19 protein-coding genes and 1 pseudogene are annotated in these 20,079 nt (G+C 69.8%); 6 read left to right on the top strand and 14 right to left on the bottom strand.

Going from position 1 to position 20,079, the window contains the following annotated elements:
• Positions 1–117: 117 nt before the first annotated feature.
• The 4 genes and pseudogenes from ON19_RS42900 to ON19_RS19000 form a co-directional block, all read right to left on the bottom strand.
• Positions 118–297 (bottom strand): hypothetical protein, encoded by a 180-nt coding sequence (locus ON19_RS42900; RefSeq protein WP_169334197.1) that lies wholly within the window; start codon positions 295–297, stop codon positions 118–120.
• Positions 278–1,030 (bottom strand): hypothetical protein, encoded by a 753-nt coding sequence (locus tag ON19_RS42905; RefSeq protein WP_227955057.1) that lies wholly within the window; start codon positions 1,028–1,030, stop codon positions 278–280. Before ON19_RS42905 ends, ON19_RS42900 begins: the two co-directional genes overlap by 20 nt.
• Before the next feature lie 59 nt (positions 1,031–1,089).
• Positions 1,090–1,263: pseudogene (locus tag ON19_RS44710) on the bottom strand (helix-turn-helix domain-containing protein); the annotation flags it as partial.
• Positions 1,264–1,449: 186 nt separating this feature from the next.
• A complete protein-coding gene (locus ON19_RS19000) occupies positions 1,450–1,806 on the bottom strand; it encodes a winged helix-turn-helix transcriptional regulator (RefSeq protein ID WP_051169057.1) in 357 nt (118 codons plus the stop codon).
• 58 nt (positions 1,807–1,864) lie between these two features.
• Between ON19_RS19000 and ON19_RS19005 the strand changes: the two genes are divergently transcribed.
• Together ON19_RS19005 and ON19_RS19010 are read left to right on the top strand one after the other, a co-directional pair.
• The gene (locus ON19_RS19005; RefSeq protein WP_051169058.1) at positions 1,865–2,755 is read left to right on the top strand and encodes an NmrA family NAD(P)-binding protein; all 891 of its coding nucleotides are present in this window, start codon (positions 1,865–1,867) and stop codon (positions 2,753–2,755) included.
• Positions 2,756–3,089: 334 nt separating this feature from the next.
• Positions 3,090–4,319, top strand: a complete 1,230-nt coding sequence (locus tag ON19_RS19010; protein WP_043694300.1) for a sigma factor-like helix-turn-helix DNA-binding protein — start codon at positions 3,090–3,092, stop codon at positions 4,317–4,319.
• On the opposite strand, the gene ON19_RS19015 is transcribed toward ON19_RS19010, so the two are convergent.
• Together ON19_RS19015 and ON19_RS41995 are read right to left on the bottom strand one after the other, a co-directional pair.
• Positions 4,285–5,229, bottom strand: coding sequence for a hypothetical protein (locus ON19_RS19015; RefSeq protein WP_227954684.1), 945 nt, complete (start codon positions 5,227–5,229; stop codon positions 4,285–4,287). The genes ON19_RS19010 and ON19_RS19015 overlap by 35 nt on opposite strands.
• Positions 5,226–5,696 (bottom strand): hypothetical protein, encoded by a 471-nt coding sequence (locus ON19_RS41995; protein WP_043694303.1) that lies wholly within the window; start codon positions 5,694–5,696, stop codon positions 5,226–5,228. Before ON19_RS41995 ends, ON19_RS19015 begins: the two co-directional genes overlap by 4 nt.
• Positions 5,697–5,966: 270 nt before the next feature.
• Here ON19_RS41995 and ON19_RS19025 point away from each other — a divergent pair, with 270 nt between their 5' ends.
• The gene (locus ON19_RS19025) at positions 5,967–7,028 is read left to right on the top strand and encodes a hypothetical protein (RefSeq protein WP_043694306.1); all 1,062 of its coding nucleotides are present in this window, start codon (positions 5,967–5,969) and stop codon (positions 7,026–7,028) included.
• Here the strand turns inward: ON19_RS19025 and ON19_RS19030 are convergent.
• The 3 genes from ON19_RS19030 to ON19_RS19040 all read right to left on the bottom strand — a co-directional run bounded on the left by ON19_RS19030 (position 6,995) and on the right by ON19_RS19040 (position 11,245).
• Positions 6,995–7,963 carry a LysR family transcriptional regulator gene (locus tag ON19_RS19030; protein ID WP_063709460.1) on the bottom strand — a complete coding sequence of 323 codons (969 nt, stop codon included), beginning with the start codon at positions 7,961–7,963 and terminating at the stop codon, positions 6,995–6,997. The two genes, ON19_RS19025 and ON19_RS19030, sit on opposite strands and share 34 nt — an antisense overlap.
• 431 nt (positions 7,964–8,394) lie before the next feature.
• Entirely contained in the window at positions 8,395–9,954 is a 1,560-nt protein-coding gene (locus tag ON19_RS19035) for a flavin-containing monooxygenase (protein ID WP_083899473.1), read from the bottom strand.
• Between the two features lie 58 nt (positions 9,955–10,012).
• Entirely contained in the window at positions 10,013–11,245 is a 1,233-nt protein-coding gene (locus ON19_RS19040) for a cytochrome P450 family protein (RefSeq protein ID WP_043694309.1), read from the bottom strand.
• Between the two features lie 167 nt (positions 11,246–11,412).
• Between ON19_RS19040 and ON19_RS43875 the strand changes: the two genes are divergently transcribed.
• Positions 11,413–12,807, top strand: coding sequence for an MFS transporter (locus tag ON19_RS43875; RefSeq protein WP_051169062.1), 1,395 nt, complete (start codon positions 11,413–11,415; stop codon positions 12,805–12,807).
• A 71-nt stretch (positions 12,808–12,878) separates the two neighbouring features.
• On the opposite strand, the gene ON19_RS19055 is transcribed toward ON19_RS43875, so the two are convergent.
• Together ON19_RS19055 and ON19_RS19060 are read right to left on the bottom strand one after the other, a co-directional pair.
• Positions 12,879–13,982, bottom strand: a complete 1,104-nt coding sequence (locus ON19_RS19055; RefSeq protein WP_157229755.1) for a CE1 family esterase — start codon at positions 13,980–13,982, stop codon at positions 12,879–12,881.
• A gap of 292 nt (positions 13,983–14,274) precedes the next feature.
• Positions 14,275–16,458, bottom strand: coding sequence for a sensor histidine kinase (locus ON19_RS19060; RefSeq protein ID WP_051169059.1), 2,184 nt, complete (start codon positions 16,456–16,458; stop codon positions 14,275–14,277).
• 65 nt (positions 16,459–16,523) lie between these two features.
• On the opposite strand from ON19_RS19060, the gene ON19_RS19065 reads away from it, so the two are divergent.
• Positions 16,524–17,063 carry a GNAT family N-acetyltransferase gene (locus ON19_RS19065; protein ID WP_043694314.1) on the top strand — a complete coding sequence of 180 codons (540 nt, stop codon included), beginning with the start codon at positions 16,524–16,526 and terminating at the stop codon, positions 17,061–17,063.
• Between the two features lie 7 nt (positions 17,064–17,070).
• On the opposite strand, the gene ON19_RS19070 is transcribed toward ON19_RS19065, so the two are convergent.
• From ON19_RS19070 to zapE, 3 genes are all read right to left on the bottom strand, one after another.
• Positions 17,071–17,823 carry an alpha/beta fold hydrolase gene (locus ON19_RS19070; RefSeq protein WP_043694320.1) on the bottom strand — a complete coding sequence of 251 codons (753 nt, stop codon included), beginning with the start codon at positions 17,821–17,823 and terminating at the stop codon, positions 17,071–17,073.
• A gap of 66 nt (positions 17,824–17,889) precedes the next feature.
• Positions 17,890–18,678, bottom strand: coding sequence for a tyrosine-protein phosphatase (locus tag ON19_RS19075; RefSeq protein WP_043694323.1), 789 nt, complete (start codon positions 18,676–18,678; stop codon positions 17,890–17,892).
• 69 nt (positions 18,679–18,747) lie between these two features.
• Positions 18,748–19,764 carry a cell division protein ZapE gene (zapE, locus tag ON19_RS19080; RefSeq protein ID WP_043694326.1) on the bottom strand — a complete coding sequence of 339 codons (1,017 nt, stop codon included), beginning with the start codon at positions 19,762–19,764 and terminating at the stop codon, positions 18,748–18,750.
• 35 nt (positions 19,765–19,799) lie between these two features.
• Between zapE and ON19_RS19085 the strand changes: the two genes are divergently transcribed.
• The coding region (locus ON19_RS19085) for a dihydrofolate reductase family protein (protein ID WP_043694333.1) at positions 19,800–20,079 on the top strand (280 nt) is incomplete at its 3' end.

A 20,079-nucleotide genomic window follows, 5' to 3' on the forward strand; every position in this document is an offset into this window, starting at 1 on the left:
CGGCTTGCGTCGCGCTCATCGGCGTACCCCGCCGGGTGCGGGCCAGCGGCCGAATGACGCACGCGGCGCGGCGCATTCGACGTCGGCAACTGCCACATCCGATATCGATTCTGGCCGTTAGTATTCGAGCTGTACCAAGTCGGCTAGTTCACGCATTTCCGGCGTGAGCCTGCGACGCTTGGAGATGATGCGGCCCAGCAGATCACGGGCCGAGCGCTGTTCGACCAGCCATGGCCGCGCATCCCGCGACAGCGACGCCAGCACGTCGAAAGCGGCATCATAGTGGCGTAGTTCCACGTGGGCCGCCGATACGTCGATCAGGTGTCGATTCCGGTTGTCCGACGTCGGCCGCTGGTCCGGCGGTATATCGCGGGCCAGGCGCAACGCGACGTCCGGGCGGTCGTCCACCACGGCATTCTCTACCCGCTTCATGGCCACGGTGGCTCGGTCGAAAGTCGTCCAGTACTGGTGATAGGGGGCGCGCGACCGCACCGGCGGCGGCAAGCCTCATCATCTCGTCGGCCTCATCGGGCCGGTTATCGCGTACCGCCGCCGCCGATGCCCGGAGCAACAACCATCCCCAGGTCGAAAGCTCGCGCGTCGTCGCGACGGACAGCCGGGCTTCCACGCGGTCGGCCCAGCGGGTAGCGAGATGACGCACCGCCTCGAATTGCCGTTCGACAATCAGCAGCCAGCACAGCGTGGTCACCGCCGACGCTGCGTCCAGGACGTTGCCCGTCGATTCGGCGTCGGTCAGGGACTGGTTCAACGCGATGCGCGCCGAATCGGGCTGGCGGGTCTGCACCATCACCGAACCGGCCAGTTGCAGCGTGCGCGACCGCAACAGCGGCGGGGCCGGATTGGCGTCGTCTATCAGACGTGGCAAGACGCGGGCCAGGCGCTCGTATTCGTTGTCGTGATACAACCGCGTGGCGTGCGACAGGGCCGCCTCCAGGCTGCGCATCGATACCGGTTCGCCGCCGTCGGCGCGTCGCGCATCGACGCCAGAGCTTCGCGTGTCGGCGTCCACAGCTCGCCTCCGCCATTGCCGTGCGGCGGCGCGGGATCGGGGCCGAGTAGGACCGTCAGCGGGCAACCCAGCGCAACAGCGAATCGGCGCAAGGTGTCCATGCGGGTGTCGTCGCGCTCGCCCTGTTCTATCTTGCGAATCAGCGACAGGGACACTCCAGAGGACTCCGCAAGCTCTCGCTGTGTCAGCCCGCAACGCTTCCGAACAGTTTGGAACCGTTCCCCAAGGTCCATGTCCCAAGGCTACGGGTATGCCAGTGGTCGGCCCCGGGGCCGATCGTTGCGCCGGGGATTCCGTCGACCGCGTCGTGCACTGCCGGCCCGATGGAGTTCGGCATCGCGGTCGGCGCGTGGGCCGATTGCGGAACGCCGCATCCCCAGTGGAGTCACTACGTCGACTGGCGTCGCTGCTGAGGACGGTCACTCCCGGGCGAGGGGATGTTCCTCGCCCCATTTCAGCATTGCGTACAGGACCTCGACGAGGCTTTGCCCGTCTTCGGTGAGCTCGTAGACGACGCGGGGCGGCACTTCGGCGTACACGGTGCGGGTGAGGATTCGCTGGTGCTCCAGGGCTCTGAGGCGGTCGGTGAGGGTCTTGGCGCTGGGAGCGCCGAGTGCCGTACGCAGGTCGCCGAAACGTTTGGGTCCGGAGAGCAGTTCACGGACGATCAGCGTCGTCCACTTCCCGTCCAGGACCTTCAGCGTGCGCTCGATGCCGCACCCTCGGGGCGCGGCCGCGTTCAGTCGTTCGAGCTGGTCGCCGCCGATAGTTCCCATCAGGAACCTATATCACGTTCTGGGTATTGCTTCACCCGGAAAACTAACGTCGCCGGGCATGAACAGTTCCACCGTGATCGTCCATGGCGCGACGGGCGCCCAAGGTGCCGCGATCGTCCGCGGGCTCTTGTCAGCAGGACACCGGGTGCGCGGTATCGTCCGCGACGCGTCCGCCGCCCGGCTGCATCCGGACGCCGAGCCGGTCCGCGCCGACCTGCTCGATGCCGGTTCGCTGGCGGCCGGGTACGCCGGCGCCGACGCCGTGGTCGTCCAGTTGCCGCTGGTGTTCGCGGCCGACCTGGCCATCCGGCAGGCGCGGGCGGTGCTGGCCGGCCTCCGGGAAGCGGGGGTGCGGCGAGCCGTCTTCAACCCGGGCAGTGTGGTGCCCGCCGAACCGGTCGGCGTGCCGTTCGTGGACGCGCGCGTACTCGTGTCGGCCGAATTGCCCAGGGTTGCCGAAACCGCTGCGGTGGTCGCGCCCGCGCGCACGTACCTGGAGAATCTGGCCGCTCCGTGGTCGGCCCCGCTCGTCGGCGCAGGGGAGGTCGCCTACCCGCTTCCGCCGGACCTTCCCGTTCCATGGGTCGCGCTCGACGATCTCGGCGGCGCTGTCGCCGCCCTGATCACGTCGACGGCTCCTCCTGCGGTGCAGGTCGTGGCCGGCCCGCAGGCACTGACCGGGAACCAGGTCGCCGCCGAACTCACCGCCGTCCTCGGACACCCGGTGCGGTGGAATGCGATAACCCCTTCCGCATATCAGCGGATGCTGGCCCCGCATCTGGGAGCCGAGGCCGCCGCGGGCATCGCCGGGGTCTACACACCATCGCCTCCAGGGACACCCGCGCCGCCTGAACTCGACCCGTCATTGATCACGTCCGGCACCACCACTCTGCGCGACTGGGCTGCACGCCAGGACTGGCCGGCTCACGCCCGTACTCGAAGGGGCTGAACAGGTCATCCACGCGAGCAACTCGACCGCCTCGCCGACCGAGGACACCCGATGACGCGATCGGCGGCGACGCGTTCACCACCATCGTGGCCAGGGCGAAGCGTACGTCGTCGCCCAGCGCGTTTGATGCCCTCGTCCACGTCATGTCCCGTGGTATTCGGCCGAGGTGACGGTCTCCGCACCCGCGAGGATCTCGGCCGCGATCGGAGTTCCCTCGAGATCCGAAGCCGTTCGAACGGATCAGGAGACATCCCCGCACGACAGCGGGCGGGGTGTCGGTGGGTGGGGATACGCTGTGCCGCACAGTGCCCGAGCCGAGTCAGGGGGTTGTCGCGTGACGATCAGTGCGGAGGTCGCGCAGGGAGCGGCGCCCGATGACGACGATCCCGAATCGCTCGATCTGCGCGACGACATCTCCTTCGAGCTCGAGGAGGTCAACGAGGTGCTCGGCGAGTTGATCGCGCTACGCGCCGACCAGAAGGCCAAGGACGGCGACCTGCTGACGGCTCGGCTCGGGGTCGGTGGTGAGAAACCCGAAACGCTGGCGCGCATCGGCGCGCGTTACGACCTCTCCCGCGACCGGGTGCGGCAGCTGCACACCAAAGCGGTCGGGCAGATGATCCGCATGGCGCAGCTGTCCGGGCATCGCGCCGCGGCGGTACTGTCCGCGCGCTATCCGCTCGACGCCAGGGACCGGCAGCTGGTGCGCGCGCTGCTGGTGGAGACCTACGCGACCGACACCGACATCGCCGCGACCGAGCTGTCGTACCTGAAGCTGCGGCTGGCCGGGCACCCGGCCGAGGACGCGAAACGGATCGCCGGGTTCGTCACCCAGCGCATCGCGGCCTGGCAGAAGAAGACCAACCGGCGGCTGGCGAAGCTGCACGACGCCGAGCCGCGTGCGGCAAGTCAGCTGAATCCCTGGTTGGGTCAGGTCGATTGGCCCGGTACCGGCGCCTCGGCCGCGGTGCCCACTACCTCCGCGCGCACCGTGGACAGCGACGACGACGGCCGCGGCCGCTTCTACCTGGACAAGGTCGGTCGAGATGTGCCGTTCGACTCCGGCTTGGAGGCCAGACTCCTCTGGATCCTCAACGCCAGCGACCGGATCGAGACCTTCCAGGAGCACCCCGCGGCGGTCACCTACGATCTCGACGGTGCGGGGCGGCTGCACTATCCGAGCATCGTCGCCCGGCTCACCGACGGCCGCACGGTGCTGATCGACGTCGCGCCGCTCGGCCACGTCGGCTTCCACGTCAACCGGGTGAAAGCGGCAGCGGGCCGAGCGCACGCGCACGCCAACGGCTGGGGGTGGCTGGTCTGGACCGGCAGCCGCATCGGCGTCCCGGATCTGGCGGCGCGCCCGGTCGACCCCACGAGCGAGCAGACGCTGCGCGACCTCCTCGCGCGCGGACCGGTGCACTGGGCCGCGCTCCGCGAGGTGCGCGCGAGGACCGGCTTGGAACTGCTGGACTTCCTCGCGCTGGTGCTGCGCCACGAATGGCGATGGGACCGAGCACCCTTCCGGCTCAGCGCACCACCATCGCCGCCGCCAGGAACGTGACGATCAACAACATCGCGCAGATGGTGATCAGCTGCCAGCGGCCGATGGTCACCTCGAGGTTGGCGATCGTGTTGCGCAAGGCCTTGTCCAGCCGATCGTGATCGGCGAGCGTGCGCTGAGCGGCGGCGAGGGCGTCGGCCTTCTCCTGCGCGGCCAGCTCCGCGCGTTCCAGGCGCGTGGTGAGCTTCAGCAGGTGTTTCTGCTTGTCCCGCAACGACTTCCGGGTCACCGCCAGCGAGGTACGCTGATTGACCAGTTCCTGACGCTGCCGGGCGATCACCGTGGCCTGCGTCTTCGTGTGGTACTCCCAATCGGTCACGGTGGCCCAGCCTCCTGTCCTCTCGTCCCGATAGCCCCAGACGTACTCGCCGCGCACCCAGCCCGCGATGAACTCGCGTACTTCGACCGGCTCGCGCCGCGGCGCCGCCATCGCGTGCGCGGTGTCCAGCACGCCGGTGACCGCGCGGTAGTCACAGGCGGCGGGCGCGAAGTCCGCGATGCCCAGCGCGTGCAGGTACGGCACCCAGTAACCGGGTGGGCACAGCCACAGGACATCCGTGCAGCCAGCGGCGCGCAGCCGCTCGGTGTGCTCCTGGGCGAGCCCGCGCTCCAGCGGGCCGCCGCGCACCTCGATCGCGTACACCCGGTCACCCTTGCGCCAGTACACGTCCACCGGCAGTGTGCCGATGCGCCGATCCACTTCGGCTTCGTCGGCACCGTAGGCGAGCAGCCTGCCACATAACCAATACTTCAGCCGCCGCGTATCCCACTGCGCGGCGGAACACTCCGGGCACCCGCAGGCGTATCCGGTTTTCGAACCACGGGTACGGCCGGAAGCCTCCCCGATACCCAACTCGGCGAGCATCGCTCGGCGCCCGCAGGCGATTTCCGCCCGCTGCTTCGTTCTCACGCGACCACTCCCCTGCACAAACCACCGCAGGCCCGGCGACCTACGCCATAGATCAAGAGTGCGTCAGACTCGGCTACCTCGCCAGCCCGGTTCACCCCGCGCTCGGGTGTGCCACGCGCGAGGCCGATCACCGAGGTCGGCGTCGTTCTCTGCGGCACAAGGACTTTCATCATGCCACGGGGTGGCACAGGGCACTTCGGGATCAGTGAATTGACAGTTGCCGCCATCCCGCGACGCGCCGGGCCGCAGCGTCCTGACGGTTCGCTGCCCACCGCCCGCGCCAGCACCAGCGGCAACACCTGCGGCAGCGGCAGCGGCAACACCTGCGCCAGCGCCAGCGCCAGCGCCAGCGGCAACAGCAGCGGCAGCAGCAGCGGCAGCGGCAACAGCAGCGGCAACAGCAGCGGCAGCAGCAGCGGCAGCGGCAACAGCAACAGCAGCGGCAGCAGCAGCAGCAGCAGCGGCACGGCGCGCGGTGGCGATCCGAGCGCGGACTCGCGGACGAGGCCGTTCGGCCGGATAATGACAGATCAGATGCGTCGGCGTGTTTTCCGGACAAACCGGGTCGCCGCGTAATCCGCCTGCGTGGGGGTATTTCCGGGGGCCTAGGCTGCTTCGATCAGGTCAAGGATCGGTGCGGCGCCGCCCGATTCTTCGCGAGCCGCGGATGTCCAACTGGGCGGATAGAATCGTCCGGCCGAGTGCGAGCTGGGCCGATACGGGGAAGTGGGTACTGGATGGAGCACGGTCAGCAGACCGGCGAGTCGATCGGCGCGATGTTGTCTGGTATCGCGTCGGCTCTCCGAGAGGTCAGCGAGAAGCTGGACGCCGTAGCGGCCCGTATCGATGGTGCACAGGCCATCCAGGCCGTGGGGAGCGAACCGACGGTCGAGGGGCGGTTGGCCAAGCTGGAGGCGTGGGCTTTCCGTGCCGGACAGGATATTTCGGGTCTCGATACCCGGGTGGAGCGCCTGGAGTCCGGCGACGGCCCGGCGCCGGAGGACCGGCAGCCGCCCGCGGAACGTCCAGCCGTGCCGCTGCCTCGGGCCGCGGGACGGTCGAACGCGCACCGGCAGGAGCGCGTCGGCACCGAGCCCGCGGCGGGCAAGAGCGATTCCCGCGAACCGTCGGGTGCCCGCAACGGCGCCCGACCGCAGAGCACCCCTCGGGAGCCCGTGCACGCGGCGCCCGAATCGAATTCCGCCGCACAGAACGGCTTCACGCCGCCACGCGAGCCCGCGCTGGAGCCCAAGGCCACGGCTGGACAAAGCTTCACCGCGCCCCGCGACTCCGCGTCGAACTTCACCTCCCCTCCGTCGCGTGAGCCCCTCCAGACCTTCACCCCACCGACGCCGCGGGAACCCCGGTCGCCCTTCACCTCTCCGCCGTCACGTGATCCGAGCACCGGGCAGCACGAGACGTTCGGAGCGGCACGCGAACCCGCGCCCGCCTCGTACTCCCCGAGCGAGAACGCCGCGTACGAAAGCATCGTCGCGTCCGCCACCAGCGCGAATCACAGCGGCTCGACGAACGGTGCGGCGCCGGACGCACCCGGCACGGGGCTCACCGGAGCGCACCGCGCCAGTGAGGAAGACCGGACGCCGGTCGAGAACACGCACGTGGACAAGCTGCAGGCCATGCTCGACGAGCTCAAGCGCACGGCGGCGGCTCCGCTGGGCCGCTCCGACCTCTTCGAGTCGCCGGGCGACCCGGCTTCGAACGGTTATCCGTCCGACCGCACCGAGGCGCAGCGCAGGCCGGACGACTACCGGCTATCGAGCCCGCCGCCGGTGTCCTGAACGACTTTGACGCGCCGCCGTTTCGGCGGAGCCGCCGCAGCCGAACGCAGCAGGATCTCCTGGACGAGATCGCGCAGCCAGCGATGCCCTCCGTCGGCGGTGTTGCGCGGATGCCACGCCATACCGATGGCGACTTCGGGCAGTGGCAGCGGTATCTCGAACGCGCTCAATCCGATCGCGGGCAGGGTGGCGGCGCTCAGCATGGCGGGCGCGGGGCAGACCAGGTCGCTGCCGCGCACCGCGAACAGCGCGCTGGTCAGGGTGGGCACGGTGGCCACCACCCGCCGGGTACGGCCGTGCAACGCGAGACGGTCGTCGATCGGGCCGTGTGACCGGCCGTTGCGCGAGATGCTCAGATGCGGCGCCGCGGCGTACGCGGCGACGGTGACGCGATCGGTGACCAGAGGATGGTCGGCGACGGCCACGCCGATCACGCGGTCGGTGAGCACTCTGCGCACGGTGGTCTCCGGGTCGGTGTGGTCGATCACACCCACCTCGAGGTCCACGCGTCCGTCGCGCAGCGCGGCGGTGCCCTCCAGGGTGTCGGGCAGGAAGCGCAGCGTCACGCCCGGCGCCTGCGCCCGCACCGCGGACAGCAGGGGCCCGGCCAGTTCGGTGAGCACCATGTCGCCGGCCTGCACCGCGAACGTCCGGCGCAGCGCCGCCGGGTCGAGTTCGTTGCGCGGGGTCAGCAGCGCGCGTCCCTGTTCGACCAGTGTGCTGACTTCGTAGCGCAATTCCAGTGCCCGTGGCGTCGGCACCAGATTGCGCCCCGCGCGCACCAGCAAGGGGTCGCCGAGCACGCTGCGCAACTTGGCAAGCGTCCGGCTCATCGCGGGCGGGGAGGTGTGTAGGCGCTGCGCGGCCAGCGTGACGCTGTTGGTGTCCAGCAGTGCGTCCAGGGCCACGAGGAGATTCATGTCCAGCGCTTCCACCCTTGGATTATCGCCAACGTAACCAGCGACTCCCGGTATTGCGGGGGTGACAACCCAGGGCGAGTCCCATCGCAGCGGCAACGCCCGAGTGGCGTCGCAGGAAAAAGCACCACCGAGCGCGATATCGCTTCGAGTCACGTACCTCCCCGAGTGTCCGGCAGTCCCTCGACCTCCGCATATGTGCTGAACCAGGTGGTCACGGCCCCGCGTGAGCTTCCGAGGGACAGCGCTGGAGACGGCATGCGGCACCCGGCCGCGCCGTACTCTGCTCCGCTACCGGACTGCCTTCCCCGAGTCGTCGGGCGGCGCGGGGCGGATTCGGCAGTCGATGCAAGTGTGCACAGCACCGCCGGAATCGTCCGCTCGAGCCGGAGCCGACGCCGCGGTTCGAACAATCGCTCCGTACGCCCGGACGACGGGCTCGCAGCGCCCTAGTGGCTGACCCGCCCGCTGTCGCCCTCGTACGGAAGCAGTTCCGCCTCGATCGGGGCGGTCGGTGGCGCCACGGGACCGGCTCCGGGCTTGCGCCGGGTGCCCAGTCCTCGGTAGGACTCCGGCTTCACCCGCCGGAAGACCTGCGCCGCACGGGTGCGCAGCGGCAGCCGGAACTTCAGGTCGGCGAGCATCTCATCGATGTTCTGGATGGAGAAGGGGGTGACGGCGGTGCCGCGCGCGTGGCGACCGTGCGTGCGTTCCTCCATCCAGCGCAGGCGAGCGTCGATCTGCTCGGCGAGTTGCTCCGCGGGTGGCAGGTCGATCCTGCCGGTGAGCAACGCGGCGGTCCAGTGCGCGGCGACTTCGGCGTTCAGCGTGCTGATCACCGAGGAGTTGTAGCCGGCGAAGGTCAGGTTCGGGACCTCCAATGGCAGGATCTGGCGGTGCAGGCGGAAGTTGCCGTGCTCGTCGGTCAGCCTGCGCTGGACGTACGGCGTGAGGAAGGGCACGCGCTGCTGGAAGCCGGTGGCGCAGACCACGACGTCGGCCTGCAATACCTGCCCGCTGGACAGCCGGACCCCTGGCGCGGCCTTGGGCCCGCCGCCCAGCTCGGTGATCGTCGTGTCCCGGTGCACCGTGATGCGCCCGTTGGCCACCTGCTCGTAGAAGCCTTCGCTGATGAGGCTGACGGTGCTCTCGGCGATCTCCTCGAACCTGCCGCCGGGCACCAGACCGAGTTCGCGCAGGTGGGAGTGCTTGGTGGCCAGTTCCTGGATCAGATCGAAGTTGCTGATCCGCACCGATTCGCCCGGGCCGTCCAGGAAGCGGTCCATCCAGCGCGGCCGTAGGTAGTGGAAGTGCGCCTCGCCGAAACGGGTCAGCATCAGCCGCTCGTAGTCGATCACCCGCGCCAGCTTGCGCGGCATCTTCCAGAACAGCCGCCGGGCCACCACCGAGGTGGACGCCGCGACCTCGCTCACCGCGGTGGCGATATCGCAGGCGGACTTGCCATAGCCCACCACGACGACGGACTTGCCGCGCACGGATTCCAGATCGGTGAACTCCGAGGAGTGGCACAGCCGCCCGCCGGCCGCGCGGAACCAGTCGGCGCCGCGGTAGTCCGGCATCGACGGTTCGCTGAACACACCGTTGGCGATCACCAGGTGATCGCACGAGGCCCGGTGAACTCCACTTTCGTCGCGAATTTCCAGCAACCAGCCACTGTCGACCGGATCCGCGGCGACCACCTCGGTGCGCAACCGCAGATGCTCGGTCAACCCGAAGCGCTCGGCGTAGGCGGCCAGGTAGGCCTGCATGTGCTGTCCGTCGAGGACGCGCGGGTAGTCCGCGGGCATGGGGAAGTCGGAGAAGTGATACGTGTCCTTGGAGTTCTGCGTTTGCAGTCCCGGGTATCGCCGGGTCACACTCCACACGCCACCGACATCGGGTGTGCGGTCGAACACCTCGACCGGAAAACCCGCCTGTTTCAGCACTTTCGCGCAGGCGAGACCTGCGATACCCGCACCGACGATCCCGATGCGGCTTCCGCTTGTCATGCGCAGGAGATTACGTCCCCAGCGGCGCGCAGCAAAGTCGGTCGACCGAATCCGCTCGTCAGCGCACCGCGGGCGCACGCACCGCAACGACGGGAAGCTCGTGCAGACCGCGGATCAGGATGCTCTCGCGCCACCGCAGGTCCGCCTCGTCGACGGCGGGCCGCAGCAGCGGATAGCGCCGCACCAGCCTGGTCAGCGCCACGCGGGCCTCGAGCCGGGCCAGCCCGGCGCCGAGGCAGTAGTGGATGCCGTGGCCGAAGGCCAGGTGGCCGTTCGCGCCCCGGTCCGGATCGAACGTCGCGGGCGCCGCGAACTGCCGTTCGTCGCGATTGGCCGACGCGACCGAGACCAGCACCAGTTCTCCCGCAGGGATGACGCTGCCACTCAGCGGGACCGGCGCGGTGGTGTAACGCAGGGTCGCCGTATTGACCGGTCCGTTGTAGCGCAGCATCTCCTCCACCAGCGGTGCGGCCCTCGTGGGGTCGTCGCGCAGAGCCCGGTAGCGGGACGGATCGGCCAGCAGTTCGAGCACGCTGTTGCCGATCAGGTTCACCGTGGTCTCGTGGCCCGCGATCAGGATCAGGAACACCATCGAGATCAGTTCGTCGTGGCTGAGGCGGTCGCCTTCCTCGGTGGCGAGCAGCAGATGTGAGATCAGATCCTCGCCGGGCTCTTCCCGCCGCCGCCGGGCGACCAGTCCGTCGAAGTAGCCGACGATGGCATCGGTGGCGGTGCGCATGGCCTCCGGTGTGGACATGGCGGTGTCCACGACGGCGGCCGACCACTCCCGGAATCGCGCGCGGTCCTCGACCGGCACGCCGAGCAGCTCGCAGATCACCGTGATGGGCAGCGGGAACGCGTACTCCGCGAGCAAATCCACCGGCCCGGTGCCCGCCGTGCGGTCGAGCGCGTCGAGCAGATCGTCCGCGATCGCCACGACCCGCGGCTCGAGGGCCTCCATGCGGGCGGGCGCGAACGCCGGGGTGACGAGTTTGCGCAGCCGCGAGTGCTGCGGCGGGTCGGCGTTGAGCAGATGATGGCTCAGGCGCTCGTTGGCCGACGCGACGCCGCTGTTGCCCGCGGCCGCTTGCCGCGCATGAGCGCCCGCCGGGGTATGCGGGTCCTTGCGTACGTCCGGGTGACGCAGCACCTCCTTGGCGGCCTGGTAGTCCACCACCAGCCAGGCGCGAACGCCGGTGCGCAAGCGGATCTGGTGCACCGGCCCCTCCGCGCGCAACTGCCGGTAGAAGGCATACGGCGTGCGAAAGAAATCCGCTGGCAGCTCTCTCATCCGGCCGGCTCCCTACGTTCGCGAGTGTTGTTGCGTCCCTTCGATAGTGACATCGGCCACGGATCACGGCCAGGGTGCCCGATCGGATCATCCGGCCGATCGCCGTCCTCGATCGCGGCGTCGCGGTTCGGCGCGCGCCGTGGTCACGCTCCGGCTACCCTGCGCCAATGAGTCCGATCGCGCCCCTGCTGCGGCGCGCCCGCATCGCGAACTCTTTCGCGTTCGGCTTGCAGGGCTTCTTCTTCGCCGTCGTGCTGACCGAGTTGCCGCAGCAGAAGGAGCGCTTCGGCCTGTCGGACGAGGTGATCGTCGTCTCGGTGGTGTTCGTGTCGCTGCTGGCCGGCGGCGGCAGCGTCGTGGCGGAGCGACTGGCGCTGCGCCGGTCGAGCCGCGACGCCGTGCGGATCGGGCTGTTGCTCGTCGCCGTCACCGGCTCGGCCGCGGCGTTCGCGCCGAACGCCGCGCTGCTGGTGGCCGCGCTCGGCTGCTACGGGATCGCGGTCGGCATCGTCGACGCGAGCACCAATATGCAGGCGGTGTTCATCCAGCACGGGTACGGGGCGTTCATCCTGTCGTCGTTCTACGCGGCGTGGAGCGCCGGATCGATCACCGGGGCGCTGTTCGTCTCGGGATGCGAGGCGCTGGGGGTGACGCTGCGGGTATTGCTGCTCGCGGCCGCGTCGATCGTGTTCGTCCTCGGCTGTGCGCTCGGACCGCACCTGCTCGGCGTCCGGGACGCGGAGACGAGTCCCGCCGAAACCGGGGCCACCGAGACGACCGGGGCTACCGCCGAACGCGGCTTGACCAGGGCGACCGAGGCGACCACCGAGTCCGGCGCGACCCACCCGACCGCCGAACGCGGCTCGACCGAGGCGACCACCGAAACCGGCGCGACCAAGGCGACCCACCCAACCTCCGACGCCGTCGCGACCGGGACGACCGTCGCGCTGCGCGCATATCTGGCGTTCGGGGTCGCGATGGCGCTCGTGTTCGCCGTCGACCTGGCGGTGGGCAACTGGTCGGCCCTGTACCTCACCGACGACCTGCTCGCCACTTCCGCGACCGCCGCACTCGCCTTGGCCGCGTATCAGGGCACCTCGCTGCTCGCCCGGCTGGCCGGCGATTCGCTGGTGCGCCGCTTCGGGCCGCGCAGGGTGGTGCGTGTCGCCGCGAGCACCGGGGCGTTGGGGCTGGCGATCGTGGTGGTCGCGCCGGGTCCGGTGATTGCGATCGCCGGATTCCTCGTGGCGGGTGTCGGCCTGCCCGTGATCGCGCCGCTGTGCTTCAGCGCAGCCGGGCAACTCGCCACCGGGCGGGGGCTCGACGCACTGATCGCGCGCCTCAACCTGTTCAACTACGCGGGAACCCTGCTCGGCGGCGGCGTGATCGGCGCGGTCGCGGCGAGCTTCGGACATCGGGCGGGCTTCGTGTTGGCCCTGGTCTTCGCCGGAGTGCTGATCGCACTCGCCCGCGTCTTCCGCTACCACCAGGTAGCGAGCGCGCCCGTCACGCCTGGCCCCGGGGCGCTGAACGGACGTCCGACAGGTCCTTCGGGCGCGTAGGCCCGTTCGGGCGTCGTCGGTGCCGTCCGGCCGGTGTCACCGGCCAACAATGGTCGGTCCGGAGACGGCTGTCAGCGGCGCAGGGGACCTTCCAGTGGATGCGCACGGAAGAAGTCCCACATGATCCGGTTGGCGCTGATCGACGTCGTGGTGGTGCCGACCAGCGGCACGGGTGAGGCGACGGACGGGTTGCCCGGCCACGTGTGCCCGCCGTCGACGATCGAGTAGAACTCGACGGCGCCTCCCGGCGGGCACGGGTAACTCGCCAGCGTCACGTCGGAAGCGATCTGCCGCTGGGCCGGATCTGCTCCGCAACCGTTCCGGCGCGCCCATGCCGCCGCCTGCGCCGGGATGGTTTCCGGTCCCGGTCCCGCGATCACCGGACGGCCCGTCCCGGCGTCCGGCGCCACGACCGAGCCGGAGCCGTCGGGCTTCGGCAGGAACCTGGCGTTCGGGCCCGTGCCGCCGGTGTAGGCGACGATCGGGTCAGCGGTGCCGTGGAAGGCGACCACGGGCACGGGACGTTCGGTACGGCACCACGCGAAGTCCTGCAGGCCGGCCACCGGAGCGATCGCCGCGATCCGATCCGAGAGCTGACATGCCAGCGAGGACGTGGTGAAGGCGCCCATCGACAGACCGGTGACAAAGATCCGGCGCTCGTCGACGCACAGCGACGACTCGACATGCGACATCAGGTCGGACAGGTAGGCTACGTCACCACTGGCCTCGCCGAAATCCCAGCGCGGCAACCCCGGTTGCTCCAGCTGCGGGGTGATCGTCACGAACCCCTCGACGGCGCCCAGCTCGCTGATTCCACTGCTGAGGTGTTCGAGCGCGGCGGGCTCGAGGTAACCGTGCAGATCGAACACGACGGGCGCGGGCCGACCCACGGCGGTACCCGGCACGTCCTGGATGTAGCTGCCGGACCTGTCGCCCGCGGCGAAACGCAACGTCGATCGCACCGGCGCGGCCGCGGGCGCAGCGCAACCCGCGGAGGCGACGGGATCGGGCATCGAAGTGTGTTCGTCGGCCCGCGCGGCACCGTGGCCCGCGGTGAGGACCGCGCCGATGGCGACGCAGGTCGCGACGACCGCACCGGCGAGGCGCAGCGGCGCGCCGGTCCGCCGCCGTTCGCCACGCGCGCGACCGACCCGGTCGGCAGCCGGAAAAATCATATTCTTGAGCATGAGAAGCATGCTCGCACCGGTGGGTGGAAATCGGTGCCGCTTCATGATTTCGAGCAGACGTCGGGAACGTTTACGACCGCGAAGGCGGCGCACCGGCTGCCCGAGTCCCTGTCGCGACGGGGTGGACAGATAGCCACCGCGTACCGGGTGACGGACGTGGCGCCGAAATGCTCGGCGGCGAATCAACGTGGCTCGGCCCAGCGGTCCGTCGGTCGAGTCCACCACCGCGTAGCGCACCCCGGCCAGGCGCTCGACGAGATCGTCGAGGCGTCAGTCGAAATCACTCACGGAAGAACAGGTCACGGCGGCCTTCCGGTTCATTCGGCGGCTGGGACGCGGGCGGCAGGACCGTGGGGTCCGGATCCGGCGCGGCGCGCCGCCTGGGCAGAGCGGGCCGCGAAGTATGTTCCCGCGACCAGCCCGGCTCGGCGTCGGTCGCCGCCGCAGCTGCCTGCGGCGGGCCGATCACCTCGGCACGCACCTGCGGTCGCTCGCGCAGCGCGTCCGTGCCCGGGGGCGTCGAGTCACCGTGGGGATGATCGAACGGGTCGGGTTGGGCGACGATCAGCGCGGACGGGAGCAGGACGATGGCCCGCACTCCGCCGTAGTCGGATTCGCTCAGCCGTACCGAGATGCCATGCCGGGCGCCGAGCCGCGCGACCACGAACAAGCCGAGCCCGGAGTCCGCCGACAGCGTGGCCACACCGAAATCCGGGGGCCGGGCGAGCATGTCGTTCGCGCGGCCCATCTCCTGCTCGGTCATGCCCATGCCCTGATCGCTGATCTCGATCACCGCCCCCTTGCCGATCAGGTTGCCGGTGACGTCCACCGCGGATTCCGGCGGCGAGAACGCGGTGGCGTTGTCGACCAGTTCCGCCAGCAGGTGCACGAGGTCGGCCACCACCTCACCGACGAGGAACACCTGCGGAAGCCTGCCGGTGTGCACGCGGACGTAGTCGAGGGTCTCGGCCACGGCGCTGCGGACGAGTTCGCCCAGCGGCACCGGTCGCCGCCACCGCCTGCCCGGCCTGCCGCCGGCCAGGATGATCAGGTTCTCCGCGTTGCGCCGCTCGCGGGTGGCCAGATGGTCCAGCCGGAAGAAAGTCTCCAGCACCGCCGGGTCCTCTTGCCGCCGTTCGGCCTCGTCCAGGATCGCCAGTTGCCGGTGCACGACCAGTTGGCTGCGGTGGGCCATGTTCAGGAAGACCGCCCGCACCCCGTCGCGGGTGCGCGCTTCCTCGACCGCGGCCGTCACCGCCGCCGTGTGCGCGCGATTGAACGCCTGCGCTACCTGGCCGATCTCGTCGCGACCGAACTCCAGCCGGGCCGCTTCGGTCTCCGGGTCGACGGCTTCGGACTCGCTGAGCCTGCGCATGGTCTCGGGCAAGTGGATCTCCGCCAGTGCCAGCGTTTCCGAGCGCAAACGTCTCAGCCGGCCGATCAGCCGGTTCGCCAGCCACAGGGACAGCAGAAAGGCCAGCACGGCGGCGCCCGAGACCGCCGCGCCGGTCAGCAGGGAGTCGCGAGACTGGCGCGCCGCGGTGTCGGCGGCCTGCTGACGGGCCTGCTTGTTCTGGTCTCCCCAGATCGCTACCACCTCGCTGTTGACCTGATCCGCGGCCGATCGCCAGTCCGCGATGCTCATCGGCAGCGCAGGGGCGAGCCCCGGCTTCCCCGGCGCCGGGTGGATGACGGCCTCCTCCATGGCGCTCACCTGCTGCCAGGCCCGGGACGCGGTGAGATCCCGCAGCCGCCCGGCGGCCGCGTCGTCGAGTTCGCCGACCAGCGTCACGGTCTCGGCGTGGTAGTAGCCGACCATGGTGCGGTATTCGGTGAACAAGGCGGGCGGCAGGCCCGCAGGCCCGGCCGCGGCCGCCGTCAGCGCGGTGGTGCGGGAGATCGCTTCCAGCACCCGCAGCAACCCGAGTATCCGGTTCAGCGCGATGCCCGAGTCCACGTCGGGCACATTCGATTCGATCATGACCGCGCCTCGGCTCACCCCGTCCAGCAGGCGGCTGTAGAAGGTGTAGGCGTCGGCCAACGGCATGGCACCGGTGTCGATGCCGCCGCGTACCACCGGCAGCTGGGTCTGCAGCTGAGTGAAGCCGTCCACGATGTTCGCCACGCGGGCCCCCGAGAGGGGCTGGAACGCGGTGTCGGTCGAGACGAAAGTCCGTATCGCGGCGTCGAGGCGCACCCGGGCAGCGGTCAGGCTTCCCGGTTTCGGTTGCTCGCCGGCCAGCTGCCACAGCGAAAGGAGCCGCTCCTGGTCGACGGCGAGCACCAGTTCCCGGGCGGGGCCCAGCTTCGTCTCCAGGGTCTCGGCGAAATCTCCGGCATGCTCACCCGCGCGAACCAGCGCGACCGCGGTGGCCACGCCGATGACCATCGACACGAGGCTGGGTACGAGCGCGATGGCGAGAATCCGTGCCCGGACTCCCGGCAGCCTTGCCGTGAGCAGCATCACGGAAATATAGCTCACATTTTCGGAAATGACATTCTCTAAAGAGACTATGCTCTGATGGAGGCATGAGTTACCTCCCAGTCATCGTCGACCGGGCCGGGCTGTGGGACGCCGAGGCCCTCAGCGACGTCGCGGCGGCGACTTTTCCGCTCGCGTGTCCTCCGGAGGCGACGCCCGAGGACATCGATGTCTTCGTCAGCGAGGTGTTGTCCGGCGAACGCTTCGGCGAGTATCTGAGCGATCCGGCCCGGATCGTGCTCAAGGCAGTCGCGGAAGACGAGATCGTCGGTTACGCGATGCTGGTCGCGGGCGAACCTGCCGACCCGGCGGTGGCCGAATCGGTCGGGCTGCACCCGGCGCTGGAGATCAGCAAGATGTACGTGCTGCCCGGCCATCACGGCACCGGCGTGTCCACCGCGCTGATGCTGGCCGCGCTGGACTGGGCGCGAACGGAGGGGTACCCGGGCGTCTGGCTGGGCGTCAACCAGGAGAACGTGCGCGCCCAGCGCTTCTACGCCAAACACGGTTTCACCGAGGTCGGCACGAAGACGTTCACCGTCGGCACCCAGCTGCATCACGACTACGTACTGCGCCTGGTCTTCTAGACCGGACTCACCGCACGAAATCGACCAGCGCGGTGTGGAACGCGGGCGCCACCACCGCCATCAGATGATCGCCCGGCACCACCGCGAGAGTGCCGTTCGGCAAAGCCTCGGCCAGCCGCTCCGGCTCGGCGGCGAACGGGTCGTTGTCGCCGGCCAGCACCAGGGCGGGCACGGTGATGTCGCCCAGGGTCTCGATGGGACGGGCGTCGAGACCGGTCGCCACCGCGTGCATGGCCGCCACGTCGGCCCGCACCGCGTCGGCCAGCACCCGGAACATCTTCGCGGTCGGGGACGCGCCCGCGCCGTCCCCGGTCATCGCGGCCTGGAGATCGGGCAGGTCGATCACGCGCCGGTCGACGCCGCCGCAGTCCAGCACGCCCGACCCGATGCCACCGACGGCCAGGCGCCGCACCCGCGGGTCGGTGGCGGCCACCATCAGCGAGATCACCCCGCCCATCGAGTATCCGACCTGCACGACTTCGTCGAAACCCAGCTCGTCGTAGAGCGCACGCACGTCCCGCGCCATGGCTTCCCATGAGTAACGGTGCGCGTCGTGCGGCTTGTCGGAACGGCCGTGGCCGCGCGCGTCCAGGGACACGACGGTGTGCCCGGCGGAGTGCAGGGCGCCGACCACGCCGGTGCTCATCCAGTTCGCGTTGGTGTCCGCGACCACCCCGTGCTGCAGAACGACCGGAACGCCCGCGCCCTCCCAAACCCGGTAATTGAGTTCCAGGCCGTCCCATGTCTCAAACTTCGTCATGCCGGGATGGTAGTGGACGTCACTGTGGCGGACTGCCGAAGTGGACGTTCGCCCGAGACACCGCGCTCAGCCGAGCAAACGCGCTCGCAGGGCGGTGACCTCGCGGTCGTCGAGTCGCAATCCGTCCCGGACATAGGCGTCGAAACTGCCGTAGGTCCGATCCGCCTGGTCGAAGGCGGCATCCAGCCAGGACCGCTGCACGCCGTTCAGCGGATCGTCCGCACGCGCGTTGCGGTACCGGTTGGACAGCAGGTAATCCTCGGTGACGGTGGCGCGATCGACACCGAGCAGGGTGAGCAGCACGGCGGCCGTCCAGCCGGTACGGTCCTTGCCCGCGGTGCAGTGGAACAGCACCGCCCCGTCGGAGCCGATGATGTCGCGCAGCACCGAGGCGAACGCCTCGTTCGCGCCGGGCGCGGTGATGAACGCGCGATAGAGCCCGTCACCCCCGGTGAGTGTGGTGGCGATGACCTCCGGCGGTGCCTGGCCGATCACGTCCGACCAGTGCGACGCCGCACCCTCGGGCATCCGGTCCGGTCCGAGCGCGCGCTCGTAGACCGTGCGCAGGTCGTGCACGGAGCGAACGCGGCGGTCGGTCAGCGCGGCCAGATCATCGGCGGTCGCGTTGTTCAACTGCCCGGTCCGGTACACCAGGCCGGTGCGCACGATCCTGCCGTCGCTCGTGCGGTATCCGCCGATGTCGCGTGCGTTCTGCACGCCCTGCAAGTGCAGCGAGGGATCGGCGACGACGGCCGGTGCGGCGGGCCGGTCGGCGAATGCGGCACCGGCGACCGGCCCGAAGGCGATCGCCAGACCGGTCGCCATGGCAACCGGGGCGCGGAAACGAGAGGTCATACGACTCTTCCGATCATCGGCGGTGCCTTCATCCGTCGCTGCTGCCGAACCGCCGCGAGCGAACCCGCGCTAGGCCGCGACTTCGAAGCGCGACAGCGCGAGCAGGCGCGAGATGGCGCGCAGATACTTCTTGCGGTAACCGCCCTCGAGCATCTCGGCCGAGAAGATCTCGTCGAGCTTCGCGCCCGATACCGTCACCGGGACGCTCGCGTCGTAGAGCCGGTCGGCCAGCACCACGACGCGCAACGCCACGGCCTGATCGGTGACCGGGTGCACGTTCGAGACGAACACCGACGACACCCCGGAGATCAGCGCGCCGTACTTCGACGGATGCAGCGTGCTCAGGTGCTTCAGCAGCGCGTCGAACTCGTCGAGGGTGGAGCCCGGTGTGCCCGCCGCCCGTTCGGCCAGCAGCTCCGGCGCGGTGGGCTCCGGCGCCGGCGGCAGATCACGGTGGCGGTAGTCCGGCCCGTCGACGCGCACCGCCTCGAAGATCGCGCCCAGCTTCTTGATCTCGCGCAGGAAATCCTGTGCGGCGAAGCGGCCTTCGCCGAGCTGGCCGGGCAAGGTGTTGGACGTGGCGGCGATGGACACACCGGCCGCCGACAGTTCCGTCAGCAGCCGGGACACCAGCATGGTGTCGCCCGGGTCGTCGAGCTCGAACTCGTCGATGCACAACACGCTGTTGTCCGAGAGCCGCTCGAGCGCGTTGGCGAAGCCGAGCGCGCCCACCAGGTTGGTCAGCTCACCGAAGGTGCCGAACGACTTGGGCGCCGGCGAGCTGTGGAAGATCGAGGCCAGCAGGTGGGTCTTGCCGACGCCGAACCCGCCGTCCAGATACAGGCCGGCGCCACTGATCTGCTTCTTCTTGCCGAAGAAGCTCTTCTTGTTGACGGCCTTGCTGATCTTGGCGACCTGCCCGGCGAACTCCTCGGCCTTGCGGACCGCGGCCGCTTGGCTGGGTTCCTTCGGGTCGGGGATGTAGGAGGCGAAGCTCACCTCGTCGAACATCGGCGGGGGCACCATCTGGGCGACGAGCTGATCGGCCGGGACCTCCGGGTGACGATCGACGAGGCGTTCTTGCATGGACGAAGCCTAGAGACGTGGTGTGATCTGGTCTCATGCAGCGTAGCCACAATGCGATCCAGCTCACAGGGCTCAGCCCGGACGACCTCGCGCAGTTGTACGCGTTCCCCACCGGACTCGACGCGCCATGGGTGCGCGCCAATTTCGTCTCCAGTATCGATGGCGCCGCCACCAGCGGCAACCTGACCGAAGGGCTGGGCACCCCAGCCGACCGCACGGTGTTCATGCTGCTGCGTGAACTGGCGGAGGTGATCGTGGTCGGCGCGGGGACGGCGCGCGCGGAGAACTACGGCGGCGCGCGCACCGACCCGGGGC

The sequence above is a fragment of the Nocardia abscessus NBRC 100374 genome (assembly GCF_000308455.1).
In the GTDB taxonomy this organism is placed as follows: domain Bacteria; phylum Actinomycetota; class Actinomycetes; order Mycobacteriales; family Mycobacteriaceae; genus Nocardia; species Nocardia abscessus.